This is a genomic window from Chthoniobacterales bacterium (assembly GCA_018883245.1).
In the GTDB taxonomy this organism is placed as follows: domain Bacteria; phylum Verrucomicrobiota; class Verrucomicrobiia; order Chthoniobacterales; family JACTMZ01; genus JACTMZ01.
Window position 1 is genome coordinate 20,149 of sequence record VEQL01000027.1, and the last position, 16,218, is coordinate 36,366.

General features: G+C 61.4%; 11 protein-coding genes and 1 tRNA gene. 6 read left to right on the forward strand and 6 right to left on the reverse strand.

Annotation, left to right across the window (positions count from 1 at the left end; all coding sequences use genetic code 11):
• Positions 1–6 precede the first annotated feature (6 nt).
• The 3 genes from FGM15_09690 to FGM15_09700 all read left to right on the forward strand — a co-directional run bounded on the left by FGM15_09690 (position 7) and on the right by FGM15_09700 (position 2,146).
• On the forward strand, positions 7–1,638 hold the full coding sequence (locus FGM15_09690; GenBank protein MBU3666129.1) for a glucose-6-phosphate isomerase: 1,632 nt from the start codon (positions 7–9) through the stop codon (positions 1,636–1,638).
• Positions 1,635–2,024: a hypothetical protein gene (locus tag FGM15_09695; GenBank protein MBU3666130.1), complete on the forward strand. Its 390-nt coding sequence runs from the start codon at positions 1,635–1,637 to the stop codon at positions 2,022–2,024. The genes FGM15_09690 and FGM15_09695 overlap by 4 nt, the downstream gene beginning before the upstream one ends.
• Positions 2,025–2,071: 47 nt before the next feature.
• Positions 2,072–2,146 (forward strand) — tRNA-Asn (locus tag FGM15_09700).
• Between the two features lie 455 nt (positions 2,147–2,601).
• Here the strand turns inward: FGM15_09700 and FGM15_09705 are convergent.
• On the reverse strand, positions 2,602–4,413 hold the full coding sequence (locus FGM15_09705; protein MBU3666131.1) for an ATP-binding cassette domain-containing protein: 1,812 nt from the start codon (positions 4,411–4,413) through the stop codon (positions 2,602–2,604).
• Between the two features lie 223 nt (positions 4,414–4,636).
• Between FGM15_09705 and fumC the strand changes: the two genes are divergently transcribed.
• The 3 genes from fumC to FGM15_09720 are packed head-to-tail and all read left to right on the forward strand — an operon-like array spanning position 4,637 to position 9,000.
• Positions 4,637–6,040, forward strand: coding sequence for a class II fumarate hydratase (gene fumC, locus FGM15_09710; protein MBU3666132.1), 1,404 nt, complete (start codon positions 4,637–4,639; stop codon positions 6,038–6,040).
• 31 nt (positions 6,041–6,071) lie between these two features.
• Positions 6,072–7,706, forward strand: coding sequence for an NAD-dependent malic enzyme (locus tag FGM15_09715; GenBank protein ID MBU3666133.1), 1,635 nt, complete (start codon positions 6,072–6,074; stop codon positions 7,704–7,706).
• Positions 7,672–9,000, forward strand: coding sequence for a carbohydrate porin (locus FGM15_09720; protein MBU3666134.1), 1,329 nt, complete (start codon positions 7,672–7,674; stop codon positions 8,998–9,000). The genes FGM15_09715 and FGM15_09720 overlap by 35 nt, the downstream gene beginning before the upstream one ends.
• Positions 9,001–9,274: 274 nt before the next feature.
• On the opposite strand, the gene FGM15_09725 is transcribed toward FGM15_09720, so the two are convergent.
• The 5 genes from FGM15_09725 to dnaE are packed head-to-tail and all read right to left on the reverse strand — an operon-like array spanning position 9,275 to position 16,092.
• Complete coding sequence (locus tag FGM15_09725; protein MBU3666135.1) at positions 9,275–9,973, reverse strand: hypothetical protein; 699 nt, start codon at positions 9,971–9,973, stop codon at positions 9,275–9,277.
• On the reverse strand, positions 9,813–10,892 hold the full coding sequence (locus FGM15_09730; protein ID MBU3666136.1) for a flap endonuclease: 1,080 nt from the start codon (positions 10,890–10,892) through the stop codon (positions 9,813–9,815). The genes FGM15_09725 and FGM15_09730 overlap by 161 nt, the downstream gene beginning before the upstream one ends.
• Entirely contained in the window at positions 10,735–11,619 is an 885-nt protein-coding gene (locus tag FGM15_09735) for a DUF72 domain-containing protein (protein MBU3666137.1), read from the reverse strand. Before FGM15_09735 ends, FGM15_09730 begins: the two co-directional genes overlap by 158 nt.
• Positions 11,616–12,671 (reverse strand): hypothetical protein, encoded by a 1,056-nt coding sequence (locus FGM15_09740; protein MBU3666138.1) that lies wholly within the window; start codon positions 12,669–12,671, stop codon positions 11,616–11,618. Before FGM15_09740 ends, FGM15_09735 begins: the two co-directional genes overlap by 4 nt.
• Positions 12,672–12,678: 7 nt before the next feature.
• Positions 12,679–16,092 carry a DNA polymerase III subunit alpha gene (gene dnaE / locus FGM15_09745; protein ID MBU3666139.1) on the reverse strand — a complete coding sequence of 1,138 codons (3,414 nt, stop codon included), beginning with the start codon at positions 16,090–16,092 and terminating at the stop codon, positions 12,679–12,681.
• Positions 16,093–16,218: the final 126 nt, after the last annotated feature.

Genomic DNA, 16,218 nt, shown 5'->3' on the forward strand with positions numbered 1-16,218 from the left:
CTTGCCATGAGCACGAAATCCCTGACCGAAAGCCCCGCCTGGAAGGCGCTGCAAGATCATCACGCCGGCATGGCCGGACTGCATATGAGCGAGCTTTTCGCCGCCGACCCGCGTCGCGGGGAAAGTTTCACCGCGGAGGGTGCGGGCCTTTTCCTCGATTATTCCAAAAACCGCGTGACCGCGGAGACCATGCGCCTGCTCCGGGCTTTGGCCGACCAAGCGCAGCTGCGCGAACGCATCGCCTCCATGTTCCGCGGCGATAAAATCAACGCTACCGAGAATCGCGCCGTGCTTCACACCGCCCTGCGCGCGCCGCGCGGTGAGACGATCATGGTGGATGGACACAACGTCGTGCCTGAAGTCCACGAAGTGCTCGACAAAATGGCCGCCTTCGCCGATCGCGTCCGCTCCGGCGCATGGCTCGGACACACGGGAAAAAAGATCCGCAACGTCATCAACATCGGCATTGGCGGATCGGACTTGGGTCCGGTCATGGCCTGCGAGGCCCTCAAGTTTTTCAGCGACCGCGCGCTCGCCTTCCGGTTCGTCTCCAATGTGGACAGCGATGACTTCGCCGAGGCGGTCCACGGTCTCGATCCCGCGCAGACGCTTTTCATCGTCTCCTCGAAAACTTTTACCACGCTCGAGACCATGACCAACGCGCACACCGCGCGCGAGTGGGCCCTGCGCGGCCTCGGCGGAGATGAGTCGGCCATTGCCAAGCATTTCGTTGCCGTCTCGACCAACGCGGAAAAAGTCCGCGAGTTCGGCATCGACACGGCCAACATGTTCGGGTTCTGGGATTGGGTCGGCGGGCGCTACTCGATGGACTCCGCCATCGGGCTTTCGACGATGGTCGCTATCGGACCGGAAAACTTCCGCGCCATGCTCGATGGATTCCGCGAAATGGATGAGCACTTCCGCACCGCCCCCTTCGAGAAAAACCTTCCGGTCATCATGGGGCTGCTCGCCGTCTGGTATGCCGACTTTTTCGACGCGCAAACCTCGGCCGTGTTGCCCTACGAGCAATATCTCAAAAGATTCCCCGCCTACCTGCAGCAACTCACCATGGAGAGCAACGGCAAGAGCGTGCGTCTCGACGGACGCCATGTCGATTACGCCACGAGCCAGATTTACTGGGGCGAGCCCGGCACCAACGGCCAGCATTCTTTTTACCAACTCATCCACCAGGGCACCCACCTGATTCCGTGTGATTTCATCGGCTTTGCCAAGACTCTCAATCCGATCGGACGGCACCACGACATCCTCATCGCCAACATGTTCGCGCAGGCCGAAGCGCTCGCGTTCGGGAAATCGGCGGACCAGGTGCGCGCCGAGGGCACGGCCGAAGCCCTTGTCCCGCACCGCGTTTTTGAAGGCAACCGGCCTTCGAACACCATCCTCGCGGAGGTGGTCGATCCGCGCACCATCGGGCGCCTCGTCGCGCTCTACGAGCACAGCGTGTTCACCCAGGGTGTGATATGGGACATCAATTCCTTCGACCAGTGGGGCGTCGAACTGGGCAAGGTGCTTGCGCAGCGCATTATTCCCGAACTGGAGGAAAAAGAAGCGCCGGCCTTGAATCACGACAGTTCGACCAATGCGCTCATCGCGCGCTACCGGCGGATGAAATCATGACACTTTTCCTGCACCGCATGGCGAGGGTGTCTTTCCCTGCTCTCGCGGTCGTTCTTTCCGCCTGCGACTCTCCGCAGTCCGTCATCGATGCGCTGCGGCGTGACATCGCGACCTATGCAACTGCTCCGACAGCGGAAGCCGCCGCGGCGATCGACGCGAATTTCGACCTCTTGGATTCGCGGATTGCCAAGTTACGCGCTTCCGGACGCGATCAGGAAGCCGCTGCGTTCGCCAACGAGCGCGACACCTTGCGGGCGCAATACGCCGCGGCCCGTGTCGGTGCCAGCCTCCAGAAAGCCAGGCAGGCCGTCGAAGGTCTGGGCGAAGCCTTCCGTCAAGCGGGTGAGACTTTGGGTGGCGTGCTCAAAACCAACTCCGCGCCTTGACACCTTCCGGCCCTGCTGGTCATTTAGTGGATTCTCTCGCGAGCGATTCCTGAGTAGCTCAGTGGTAGAGCGATCGGCTGTTAACCGATTGGTCGTAGGTTCGAATCCTACCTCAGGAGCCAGCCCGCTACGCGTTGGCCCATAGGTATTTGCGATTGGGAAAATCGCAAAAAGTGCCAACTGTCAGCAAAAGTGTCAGCAAACCGCGCGCTCGCGCACTCTGCTCCACCTTGACGGCACTTTGGAAAACTCCGCGGCCTTCATTGCCTCCAAACAAGAAAACATGGAGGAAAACAGATGAAGAATCGCTACCGCCTGTTCCGTCGCGGACAGGTCTACTACACGCATGATGCCGAGAGCGGCAAACAGCAGAGCCTGCGCACGACAAACAGGAAAGAAGCCGAGCGCCTGCTCATCGCGCGCAACGAAGCGCAGGACAATCGTCTGCTCAATCTGAAGATCCTTTATTCCAATAATGCCTGGCGTTCGAGGAAATCGACCCCTCGCATTCCTGCTATAGATAATTTCTCCGACGCCGAACCCTCCGCGCGCAAGAGGCTTCCAAATGAAAAGCCTTTTACTCGAGCGCGCATCTCCTTGCTTCCAACTCCTCCCATCGGGCGTAGGCGGCACGGATTTTCGCCTCGAGAGCCGTGGATTCGGCTTCAATCTTGGGCAAGGCGTCGGGGTCGGTTCGATACAACTCGGGATCCTGCAACTGCGCGGCATATCGGACTTGCTCCGCTTCCAACAACTCGATCTGTCCGGGTAGTTCTTCCAACTCCCGCCGCTCGCGATTGAGGAATTTTTCCGCACGTCCCCGGCGTTCCTTTTTCGGTTCTTCCGCCTTCGCTGGAGACTTCGTGACCACGGCAGGCGCTGCGTTGCGCGCCGACCAACGCTGCCAATCGCTGTAACCCCCGTTGACTTCACTGATCGTTCCGTCGCCTTCGAAGACCAGCAGGCTTGTGACCACCGCATCAAGAAAAGCACGGTCGTGGGAAACCAGCAGCAAGGTTTGATCCCAGTCGACCAACAATTCCTCGAGCAACTCCAGCGTCTCGGCATCGAGATCATTGGTTGGCTCGTCGAGCACCAAAACATTCGCAGGTTGCAGAAAGAGACGGGCAAGAAGCAGGCGATTGCGTTCACCGCCGGAGAGCAACCGCGCGGGCATGCGCACGCGGTCGGAGCGGAACAGGAAGTCCGCCAAATAGCTGTGGATGTTGCGATCGCGCCCTTGAAAGCGCACGGATTGCGAGACGCCCGCCACGTTTTCCGCCACCGTCTTGTCCGGATCGATCTGATCGCGCAACTGGTCCAAGTAGACCACCTGCAAATTGGTGCCGGTGGTCACGCTGCCCGCCTGCGGTGCCAGCTGTCCAAGCAACAACTTGAGCAGCGTAGTCTTGCCACATCCGTTCGGTCCCAAAATCCCGATCTTGTCCCCGCGAAAAATCTCCGAGGAAAAATCCCGCACCACCGGCCCGGGCATTTCCGGGTGCGCGAAGGTGATGCCCTCCGCCCGCAGAACCCGCTGACCCGACAACGCACCGGCTTGAATCTCCATCTTCGCCGTTCCCGAGCGCTCACGGCGACGCGCTCGCTCGCGCCGGAGTTCGAGAAGAGCCCGCACCCGACCCTCGTTGCGCGTGCGACGGGCTTTGACCCCCTGGCGCAACCACGCTTCCTCCTGCGCCAGTTTCTTATCGAAGGCTTTCCACTGCACCGCCTCGGCTTCGAGCATGTCGGCTTTGCGTTTTAGAAATGTGTCATATTCACAAGCCCAACCGAAAAGCCGGCCACGATCCAACTCGACAATCCGCGTGGCCAGACGTCGGAGAAAGGTCCGGTCGTGCGTGACAAAAAGCAGGCTCATCGGATGCCGGAGCAGAAAATCTTCCAGCCAGAGAATGGAATTCAGGTCCAGATGGTTGGTCGGCTCATCGAGCAGGAGCAAATCCGGCTGTCCGGCCAGCGCGCGGGCGAGCAGCACGCGGCGTTTCAGTCCACCGGAAAGCGAGCCGAACGCGGCCTCGGCGGGCAATTCCATTTCCGCCAGCAATTCCTCCAACCGCACATCGATCTCCCAGTCTTCCTCGTGACGGGTGGGCGAGATCCCGCCCCGCACTACCGAGAACACCGTGCCGTCGACCCCTTGCGGAACTTCCTGATCCAAGCGCGTCATCACCGAGCCGGACGCACGAATGACCTCGCCCCCGCTGGCCCCCTCCTCTCCGGCAATCAGCCTCATCAAGCTGGTCTTGCCGCAACCGTTGCGCCCAAGCAGCGCCACTCGCTCACCTGGCTCGATCGAAAGGTCGGCCCCGTCGAGGAGATAATCTCGCCCGTAGTGGAGCGAGACCGATTTTAACTGCAGCAGAGCCATTGGCGCGACACCATGCCGCAAGGAAACCAGGGCGCAAACCCAAACTGGGCAGTTTATTACGAAAGGAGCGAAATTATCGGTAGCGTCGTTTCTTGCCCCGCGATAGCTTCCCTGCGCTCATGTCCCTTAAGACCCATCCGCGCGCTCGCTGATCGATCACCGTAATACTTTCGATTCCCCACCCTGACGGCACCACAGCCCCTCTTAATTAGCCAAAAATTATATGCCAAACATCCGCAAAGAAACCGACAGCCTCGGCGAGGTCGATGTGCCGGCCGATAAACTGTGGGGAGCCCAAACGCAACGCTCGCTCGAACACTTCAGCATCGGCACCGACTTGATCCCGCGCGAGATGATCGCGGCCTACGCCACGCTCAAGAAGGCCGCCGCTATCGCCAACCACGACGACGGGCGTCTCGGCGACGAACAATTCAATCTCATCACCAAAACGTGCGACGAAATTTTGTCCGGACAGCACGCCGACATGTTCCCGCTGCACGTGTGGATGACCGGCAGCGGCACGCAGTTCAACATGAACGTGAACGAGGTCATCTCGAACCGCTGCTGCCAGCTGGCCGGCACGGCGCTCGGTAGCAAGGCGCCCGTGCACCCCAACGATCACGTGAACATGGCGCAGTCGTCGAACGACTCCTTCCCTTCGGCCATGTATATCGCCGCGGCGGTCAACGTGAAGACGCGCCTCATGCCGTCCGTCGGTGCCCTGCGCGACGCCATCGCGGCCAAGGCCACCGAGTGGAAAGACGTCATCAAAATCGGACGCACCCACATGCAGGATGCCACGCCGCTCACACTCGGGCAGGAGTGGTCCGGCTATGCCGCCGCGCTGACCGACGATCTCGAGCGCATCGAGGACGCGCTCAAAGGCGTCTACCAACTCGCTCTCGGCGGCACCGCCGTGGGAACCGGCATCAATTCCGCGCCCGGCTTCGCCGAGGCCGCCGCCGCGCAGATCGCCAAGCTCACCGGTCTGCCCTTTGTCACTGCTCCGAACAAATTCTGCGTGCAAGGCGGACACGATGCTCTCGTCCAGCTTTCCGGCACCCTGCGCACGCTGGCCGTCACGCTTTTCAAAATCGGCAACGACGTCCGCCTCATGTCTTGCGGCCCGCGCGCCGGTTTCGCCGAGCTGATCATTCCGGCCAACGAGCCCGGCTCCTCGATCATGCCCGGCAAGGTCAATCCCACCCAGGCCGAAGCCCTCACCATGCTCAGCGCGCAGGTCATGGCCAACGACGTGGCGGTCGGCATCGGCGGCTCGGCCGGTTATCTTGAGATGAACGTCTACAAACCGCTCATCATCTACAACCTGACCCATTCCATCACACTGCTGACCGACGGTTGCACCAATTTCCGCAAGTTCCTCGTCGAAGGCACCAAGCCGAACCTCAAGAAGATCGCGGAATACGTCGATCGCTCCCTCATGCTGGTCACGGCGCTGTCGCCGGTCATCGGCTATGACAAGGCATCGAAGATCGCCCACTACGCGATGGACAATGATCTCACCCTCAAGGAAGCCGCTCTCAAGCTCGGCTTCGTCAGCGAGGCGGAATTCGACCGTGTGGTCGATCCGGCCAAGATGGTCTCGCCCTACGTGGCGAAGGCCTGAACTTTCCCGACCAAGCAGAAATCCAAACTCCATGAGCACCACCGTTACAAAACGCGGCACAGATCTTCTCCAAGATCCCGCCCTCAACAAATCCACCGCTTTCACCGAAGCCGAGCGCCAAGCCCTCGGGTTGGTCGGCCTCGTGCCCGACGCAACAGAGACCGAAGATCTCCAACTCAAGCGCGTGCTGCTGCAACTCAGCCACAAGACATCGGACATCGACCGTTACATCTATCTGGTCAACCTGCTCGACCACGATGAAACCCTCTTCTACCGCACGCTTATGTCGGATCCGGCGCGCTTCCTGCCTATCGTCTATGATCCGACGATCGGCGAGGCCTGCTTGAAGTTCGGACACATCTTCCGCGGCCCGCGCGGCATGTATCTCTCGATCAAGCGTCGCGGCCACGTGAAAGAAATCCTGCGCAACTGGCCGCAGAAAGACGTCCGCTTCATCTGCGTGACCGACGGCGGACGCATCCTCGGCCTCGGCGATCTTGGCGCCAACGGCATGGGCATTCCCATCGGCAAACTCCAGCTCTACACCGCGGCGGCCGGCGTGCCGCCTCAAGGCCTCCTGCCCATGTATCTCGATGCCGGAACGAACAACGAGCAATACCTGAATGACCCGCTCTACCTTGGTCTGCGCGAGCGTCGGCCCTCCACCGAAGACCTCTATTCCTTCGTCGATGAGTTCGTCGAGGCGGTGCAGGAGGTTTTCCCGAAATGCTGCATCCACTTCGAGGACTGGACCGGCGTCGATGCCGTCCACCTTCTCGAGCGCTATCGCGACAAATACTGCGTCTACAACGACGACGTGCAGGGCACGGCGGGCATCACGCTGGCCGGCATGATCAACGCGACCAAGCTCAAAGGCACGCAGCTCAAGGACGAGAAATACCTCTTCCTCGGTGCCGGTTCCGCCGGCATCGGCCTGGCCAACCTCCTCTGCTCCGCGCTGGTCGATCAGGGCATGTCGCTGAAGGAAGCGCAGTCGCGCGTCTACATGTTCGACGTGAACGGTCTGCTCGAATCGACGCGCACCGACCTTGTTGACTTCCAGCTCCCCTACGCGCACCCGCATGCGCCGACGCGCGATTTCGTCGCGGCGATCGAGAGCATCAAGCCGACCACCATCATCGGCGTCAGCACCATCGGCGGAGCGTTCACCAAGGAAGTCGTCGAGGCCATGAGCCGCATCAACGAGCGTCCGGTCATCCTCGCCTTGTCGAACCCGACCGAGCACGCCGAGTGCACGGCCGAGCAGGCCTACACGTGGTCGAATGGCAAGGCGATCTACGCGGCGGGTGTTCCGTTCCAGCCGGTGCAGTTCAAGGGACAGACCTTCATTCCCGGGCAGGCCAACAACTTCTACATCTTCCCCGCGGTGGCCATGGCGATCTACGCGACGCAGGCCAAGCGCGTCAGCGACGAGATGTTCATCGAGGCGGCCAAAGGTGTAGCCGACCAGGTCTCGCCCGATCTGCTCAAGCAAGGCCTGCTCTATCCGCTGCAAGCCAACATCCTCGAGACCGAGATCAAGACGGCGGCCCGCGTGGCCAAGCTCGTCTTCGACAGCGGCCTCGCCACGGTTGAGCGTCCCGCGGACATGGAGGCCTTCATCCGCTCCCATGTTTACACGCCGGCTTATCCCAAGCTGGCCTGAGTCGGGCCGGGCGCTTTTCGCGTCCGCGGTCGCTGCCCTCGCGCTGTGCCTCGGCATGGCGCGGGCGGCCGTCCCCGACTCCGCCGCGGTGGAGGACGCCAATTTCCGGGAGAATTATCTCCTCGGAGATTGGATGGGCGTGCGCACGTCTCTCTGGGAGAAAGGCGTGAAGCCCAAGTTCCTGCTCATCTCCGATGCCTACGGCAATCCCTACGGCGGTGTGGAGCAAGGCTTCACGTCCTACAGCATGTTCTGCGCGGACCTGAAGCTGGATACCGAGAAGCTGGTCAACATTCCCGGCGGCGAATTCCACATCGGCTTTGCCGTCAACTTCGGCACGCAGTTGTCGCAGGATGTGGTCGGCAACGTGTTTCCCATCCAATCCTCCGACGTCGCCCCGCCCGGACCGCGCCTCACCGATCTCAGCTACACGCAATCGCTCTTTGACGGGAAACTCAGCCTGCGCGCCGGGCGCGTCTCCATCGACAGCCTCTACGGCGAGGAGTTTGCCGCATCGGCCTATTTCCGCACTTTCACGTCGGTCGCTTTCAACGCCATCCCCTTCGCCATCTTTTACAATTCGCCCGGCGCCTTCGGCTATCCTGCCACCACGTGGGGCGCGCGCGTCAAAATCGCACCCGTCGAGCAATTCTACGCCATGGCCGGCATCTACAACGGCGATCCCGATGTCGGGCTGGCCGATCGCTACGGTCTGGATTTCACCTTCGATGGTCCGCCCTTCGGCATCGGTGAAATCGGTTGGCGGCGCAACCAGGCGACCGGTGACACCGGCTTGCCCGGCAACTTGAAACTCGGCGGCTTTGTCCTCGGCGGCAGCGTGCCGGCCTATGACTCGAACACCTCGAGCGACGGGCGCTTCGGTCTTTACGCGGTCGCCGATCAGGCGCTGATGCGTTTCGGTGAGCCTTCGGCCAACCGGCATCTCGGCGTTTTCGGCAGCTTCGTGGTTGCGCCGAGCCAAGCAGTCAGCCCCATGCCTTATTATTTCAGCTCCGGTCTCGTCGCTTATGGGCCGCTGGAAAGCCGTCCGAAAGATTTCGTTTCCCTCGGTCTGGCCTACGGCGCCTACAGCAGCCAGCTCCGCAGCGAGCAGGCCGCCAGCGTGACGACCAAACCGCAGTTCTACGAAATGACGGTGGAACTTTCTTACGGCATCCAAGTCCTGCCCGGTCTGATCATTCAGCCCGGCGCGCAAATGCTGGTCAATCCCGGCGGCAGTCCGTCCACACCGAGCGCCCTCGCCCTCGGCGTCAACGCCGTGGTGAGTTTCTAGAACCTATCCCAAAACCTCGCGGGGTGGCGCAGGGTCATGGCGGGGCGGATGGCAAGGCGCGAGCAGGGAGCGATGCCTCTGCGCATCGTGACTGGCGAAGCAACGCCGCCAGACGCCCCGCCATGACCCTGCCCGAGAGGGTTGCGGCGCTTTTCTTCCGTGGCTGCGTCGCGGCGCTCGGGACTGTATCGCAGAGGATACAGCCACATCGCTTGCTCCTTGCCACAAACGAAAATTATCCGCAACGCCACCGCGCCAGGTTTTGGGATAGGTTCTACTCCGGCTGTTCCTTGTCCAAGCGGCAGTGCTGCAGGACTATGTCACCGCCATCGTAGCTCAAAAAGGAACCGGTAGCCACGATCTGCTGGCCGACATCGACCAGCGGTTCGGAAGAGGTCAGGTTCCCGGCGGAGTCCTTTTTGCGGAGAATAGCTTCGCTTCCGTCACCCGTGACATAGATCTCGGTGCCGACAGGAAGATCTTCGTTCTGGAAAAGGCACTTCACGTCGGGGCCCGGACCATCGGCTGATGACAGGATGACGGCCACGGATGGATCATCGACCGTCATGTCGCCCGCGGCGATGGATGCCACTGGTCCGGTGACGGTTATCAGCTTGCCTTGATACTTGGCAGTGGCCGCCGCCTGATCTTGGGCGAACTCGGCGGCTAGCGTTTTCCAATCGACGGGCGCCTGCTGGGCCCAAAGCGGAGATGCGATAATTGCAAAAACAACGAAGGCGAGGGTGAAATTTTTCATCAACGCATTTTTGCGGTAACAGCCGCCGTTGGCAACAGCGGACGCGTGGCGACGCTCAGAACAGCTCGCCTTGGGATGCGGAGCCTCCTGCTTTGGCGAGCTTTTCAAATTCCGCAAGGAGGCTGCGGAACTCGCAGCGTTTGGCCAGGGCCGCCATCGCCGCCGCATCGGGCCTGATCTCCAAATCCTTCGGCGCCACGGGCAGAGGAAGATCATGCTCAAGCCGGACGAGTTCGAGATTATCGCGCAACCTGGCGGCGGCTGCTGCGACCTTTTCACGCAGCTTTTCGTTCGCGATCACCGAGGGATTCTCGGCAAGCAGTGAAGCCGAACCGTGTTCGCGCACAAGTTTCGCGGCCGTTTTGGGTCCGACGCCATCGACCCCGGGGATGTTGTCCGCCGTGTCGCCGGTGAGCGCCAGCACATCGGGAATCTGTTCCGGCCGGACTTCCCATTTTCTTTCAACTTCCGCCGGACCCAGCAACGCAAAGCCGTCCTTCGGGTCTCCAAGGTCGGTTTTGTTCGTCGAATAGATCGCCACTCCGTCGCCGACCAGCGCGTAGATGTCTTTGTCGTTGGTGGCAATGACCACCTCGCCTTTTTCTTTCCGCGCCGCCGCGGCGTAGGAGGCGATCAGGTCGTCCGCTTCGTGCCCCTGCAGGCTGACGTTGCGCAAACCGAGGGCAGTGACGGCCTCCTCGATCACCGGCAACTGCTTTACCAAATCGTCCGGCGTTTCTTCGCGCTGCTGTTTGTAGGACGGCAGAAGTTGCATGCGGCGCTCCGGCAAGCCTGCATCCCACACCACCGCAGCCGCGTCGGGTTTCACGTCGGACAACATTTTGCGCAGCGCTTTGACGAAACCGAACACGGCGTTGGTCGGCTCTCCACGGGAATTGGTGAGTCCGCGAATCGCGAAAAACGAACGGTAAGCGTAATAGTGACCGTCAACGAGCAGCAGGCGCATAAAGTTCATGCTAGGCCTTGGAGAGACCGGCGAAAAGATCGAGCTGCTCCTTGGCATCTGGCGGATCAGACGGAAGATCCACTCCCAGCTTGAAGCAAAGCCGGCGCGCTGTTTCCACCGCCATGCCTTCGTAGTGGTTGTTGGTGAAGACGTAGAGCGCGCTTGCATCGGCGTGGTGGCGCAGTTTGACCGACCAGTGTTCGAGCGCCGTTTCTCGAGGCCAGAGCAGCTTGCCGTAGCGATGCGTCTCGTGCCCGCCGGGTCCGTATTTCGTGCGCGGGTCGCCGAGGAGACGCACGTAAATATGCGGTGCCGTCACCGGCAGGAAGCCGAATCCGGCACGCTTTTCCCCACCCAGCGGCCACTGGTCGGACCAAACCCAAGCCACGCCATGCGCCTGGAGCAGGGATGCGGCATGCGGTGTGTCCCAATCGGCATGGCGGAATTCGACGGCCAGCGGGACGTCATGCGGCCACGCGCCGAGAAAAGCGCGCAAGGCTTTTTGCTCCGCCGGACGGGCATGGAAGGATGGCGGGAGCTGCAGCAAGGCACAGCCCATGCGCGACCCGAGTTCACGCGCGAGGTGTTTCATCATGCTGATCTCGGGTGCGGGGTCCTCGAGACGCTTCTCGTGGCTTAATGTTTTGGGAAGCTTGGGGCAAAACCGGAAGCCGGGTGGAGTCAGTCCGCTCCAATGATCAACCGTCTGCGCCGAGGGCATGTGGTAAAAACTCGAGTCCATCTCCACGGCACGGAAACGGTGCGCGTAGTATTCGAGCCAGCGATTGCGCGGCAACCCGTGCGGATAAAAGACATCGCGCCAATCATCGAAGCTCCAAGCGCAGGTGCCTGCGAAAACGCGGTCGGCAGGCAGGGCCCGCACGGGCGTTCTCATGGCCCTGGGCTCGGCAGCGGCTTGCGTAGCTTTCGCGAATGCGACAAACGCAGCACGCGTTTGCCCTCGATGAAATAGGCGATGGCCGCCCTGCCGAGCGCGTAGGTTCCCGCTCCGGCCACGCCGCCAGAAATCATATGCCCCCAGACGGGAAGAATCTTCACCGCCGCGCGTGCGGTTTCCCGGAAAACCAAGCCCGCACCGAACCCCACACCGAGGGATGCAGCAAATTCCCCGGCAAGTCGCAGGGAAAATTCGCGGCCGCTGACATGGATGATGAGCGCCACCATGAACATCTGGAGCGTGAGCAGAATCGGGAAATCCGCCAAAGGAATGGGCTGCACGCCGATGATCCCGGCCACGGCGCCGAAAGATTTGAGCACGGTTCCGGCGAGGCGGGCCTGCGCACCCCGTGCGGAGAAAAAGCGCGCCATTTCAAGCTGCGATTCCTCCGGGATGTATTCGCACAATCGGTCTCCGAGAGCGGAGCGCGAGACGGTGGTGAATCCGTGGTCCAGGCCACTGTGCGGCAGATGGGTGGAGAAAAGGACAGCGCCGGAGGCCTGTGTTTCCGCCAAGGCTGACAGAACGCGCGCGTTGTCGCCAGCATCACCAAGCGTCAGAACAGCCAAGCCGGCCGCACCGCCTCCCTCGCGCGGCGTGGCAGCGGCAAGAACCTCCGCGGTGCGGTGAGCGTCGGACGCGGAAAACGAAGACGTCGCGACAAGCAGATAAATGTCAGCAGGTCCACCCGACAGAGAACCGGAGCCACGCAGATCAGCCCAGTCCACCGTGCCGCTGCCTTGCACGGGGGTCCAAGGTCCGCGCAGGATCGGTGCATGCAGGACGGCGCGCCCGGCCAAGGCGTTGATCAACGCCGGCAACTCGATCGCGTTCTCGCCAAAGACACACACCCTCGGCGCGCGCTGACGCAGAAAAATTTCCTTGATGGGCTCGAGTTCCCGCAGCACGGGTTCCTGCAGGGAGCCCGGCAGTTTTTCCAGCAACGCGGCGAGCTTGTCATAGACCGAAAGGAGTGCTTGGCGGCTCATGGCGCGTTCAGTTGGCCAGCAGACCATTGAGAGCCTCGCGCAGACCCTGCTCGTTCCCCACCTTGAACTGCTCCGCCGCGCGGACCCTCATCGTCCGCCCGTCGCGCGCGACAAATTCGAGGACGAGAGGCCGACGCCCGGGAAAATCGAGAACGGCGGCACGCACGTTTTCGACCTCGCGGCGCCCTGCGCCCCCCGCGGCCAGGCGGAGGATGACCGGCTTCTCGCTCCCGGGGGTGGGAGGCAGCACTTTGATCTCCGAGGCCGTGACAGCCGGTTTGTCGTCGCGTTTGTCGAGGCGCCCGGTCACCTGCACCACTTTGCCCGGGACGAGCAGGCCCGCATATTTCTCGAAGGCTTCGCTCCAGACGCGCACCTCGACTTTGCCGGTGAGATCCTCCAATGCGAGAAAGGCGCAGGGCTTGCCGGTGGACTTGGTGAATTTTTTTTCCACGGCGTCGAGCAAGCCGGCAACGGTGAGGGTCACGCGGTCGTCCATTTCCTCCAAGGCGCGAACCTTGGTGAATTTTGCGTTGTCGAGCGTGCCACGGTATGGGTCGAGCGGGTGCGCGGTGACATAAAAGCCGAGCAATTCCTTCTCGAAGGACAGGAGTTCCGACTCTTCGAAGGGGCGCGCCCGGCGACGGCCTCCGGCTTTGGCCGTGACCGGAATCGTTTCGGATCCGAAGAGGCTTTGCTGACCGGCGTTGCGGTCGCGGTGGGCGGAAGCGCTGGCGGCCAGGACCGGCTCCAAATCCTCGACCATTTGCGCGCGCTCCTCGCCGGTAAAATCGAAAGCGCCGCATTTGACGAGGCACTCCATGGACTTGCGGTTGATCGCGCGGGGATCCATGCGTGCGGCAAAATCCTCGATGGAAGCGAAGGGGCCCCTCGCCTCGCGCTCTTTCACCGCCTCGGCCATGGCGGCTTCGCCGACATTTTTGATCCCGCTCAGACCGAACCGGATGGCCATCTTGCCCTCGTGCTCTTCGGGGGCGAATTTGAGCAGACTTTTGTTCAGGTCGGGCGGCAGGATCGCCAGGCCCATGCGTTTGGCTTCGTCCACGTAGAACGAAATCTTGTCCGTGTCGTCGACTTCATTGCTCAGCACCGCGCACATGAATTCCACCGGGTGGTGCGCCTTGAGCCAGCACATGCGGTAGCTGATGAGCGAGTAGGCTGCGCTGTGGCTTTTGTTGAAACCGTAGTCGGCGAATTTTTCCAGCAAGTCGAAAATTGCCGCCGCCTTTTTCTCGGGGATGCTGTTGTGAGTCTTGCATCCCTCGATGAAAACCTCGCGCTCCTTCGCCATCTTCTCCTTGTCTTTCTTGCCCATCGCACGGCGCAAGAGGTCGGCTTGGCCGAGGCTGTAGCCGGCAAGCAAGTTCGCCGCCTGCTGCACCTGTTCCTGGTAGATCAGGATCCCGTAAGTCTCCTTCGCCACTTTCTCCAGAAGCGGATGATCGTAATTGATCTTGGTCTCGCCGCGCTTGCGCTTGATGTAATCGGGGATCAGCGCCATGGGACCGGGACGGTAGAGTGCGCACAGCGCGTTCATATCATCGAGGCTGGCGAAGCCGAAATTGCGGCAATAGCGGGACATGCCGCCTTCAAATTGGAAGATGCCGACGGTCTCGCCGCGGTTCAGAATGTCGAAAGCCTCCTTGTCATCGACCGGCACTTTCTCGATGTCGAAGTCCGGAATTTTGCGGCGGATCAACCCCTCGGCGTCGCGCATGACCGTGAGTGTTTTGAGCCCGAGGAAGTCCATTTTCAGCATCCCGAGGTCGGTGAGCGGCTCCATGGAATACTGCGTGACCACCTCGTTCTCCTTGCCCCGGCAGAGCGGGACAATCTCGGAGAGATCGCGGTCGCCGATGACCACGCCCGCCGCATGGATGCCCGCATTGCGCGAAAGACCTTCGAGGACCGTGGAGTAGCTCCAAAGTTGTTGCGTGGCCGGCTCTGACTGGATCGCCTGCTTCAGCTCGGGGTTTTTCTCCTTGGCGGTCTCGAGCGTGATATTCAGCTCGTTGGGGATCATTTTGGCGATGCGGTCGCCTTCGCCGTAGCTCATGCCGAGGACGCGCGCGACATCGCGCACCACGCTTTTCGCGCCGAGTTGGTTGAACGTGACGATCTGTGACACGCAACGCTCGCCGTATTTCTGCCGCACGTATTCGATGACCTCCCCACGCCGCGCCTGGCAAAAATCCACGTCGATGTCGGGCGGGCTGACGCGCTCCGGGTTGAGGAACCGCTCGAAGATCAAGCCGTATCGCACCGGGTCAAGATCGGTGATGCCCAGCACGTAAGCCACCATGCTTCCGGCGGCCGATCCGCGTCCGGGGCCCACGGGGATCCCGCGCTCCTTTGCAAAGCGGATAAAATCCCAGACGATGAGAAAATAACTCGTGAAGCCGAGCTTCTGCAGGACGCCGAGTTCGTAATCCAAGCGCTCCGCCAACTCGGGCGCTCCCTTGCCATAACGTCTGCGGAATCCCTCTTCGCACAGCTCGCGCAGGTAGCCCTCGCGGGTTTTTCCTTCCGGCGGATGGAATACGGGAAACCGCGACTTGCCGAATTCCATGGTCACATCGCAGCGTTCGGCTATGCGAGCCGTGTTGGACAGGGCATCCGGATGATCGCGGAAAATTTCCGCCATCTCCGCAGGAGTCTTGAGGTAAAGCTCCGGCACGTAGCGCAGACGGCGCTCGTCGGTGACATTGGCACCCGTGCCGATGCAGACCATGACGTCGTGCGCCTCGTGGTGGCTGCGCTCGAGGAAATGGACATCGTTGGCCGCGACAAGACCGAGGCCCAAGTCACCGCTCCAGCGCAGCAGGTGCGAGTTGACCTCACGCTGCGCGTCCATTCCATGGTCATGGATTTCGACGAAAAAGTTTCCCGCACCGAAAATATCGCGGTATTGCGCGGTGAGGTCGCGTCCGCGCTTCGGATTGCCGTCGAGGATAGCGCTGCTGATTTCTCCTTTCAGGCACCCGCTGAGGCCGATGAGACCCTTGGCATTGCGCGCAAGCAGGTCCTTGTCGATGCGCGGCTTGTAGTAGAATCCTTCGAGGTGCGCGGCGCTCACGAGCTTGATGAGGTTCGCCCAGCCTTCGTTCGTCTCGGCAAGCACCGTGAGATGGTATGCGGCGTCTTTGCCGGAGGAGGACTTCTTTTCGTGCATCGAGCCCGGCGCGACATACATCTCGCAGCCCAGCAACGGCTTCACACCCGCCTTCTGCGCCTCCTTGTAGAACTCAACAGCGCCGTAGAGGACGCCATGATCGGTCATTCCCACGGCTTTCATCCCGGACTCCGAAACCTTGCGCATCAAGTCGGCAATGCGCACCGCCCCGTCGAGCATGGAATACTCGGTATGCACATGCAGGTGCGCGAAGTCGGGGACGGCCATGGACAAAGATTAAAGCACGGCACAAGGCTGGCAAGCGGTAGAGGGAATTACTTTTCCGGATGGCCAAAAATAGCGGCACGGGTAACCTCGCACGCCATGCCGCAAGAAGAGAATATCCTCGTTGTT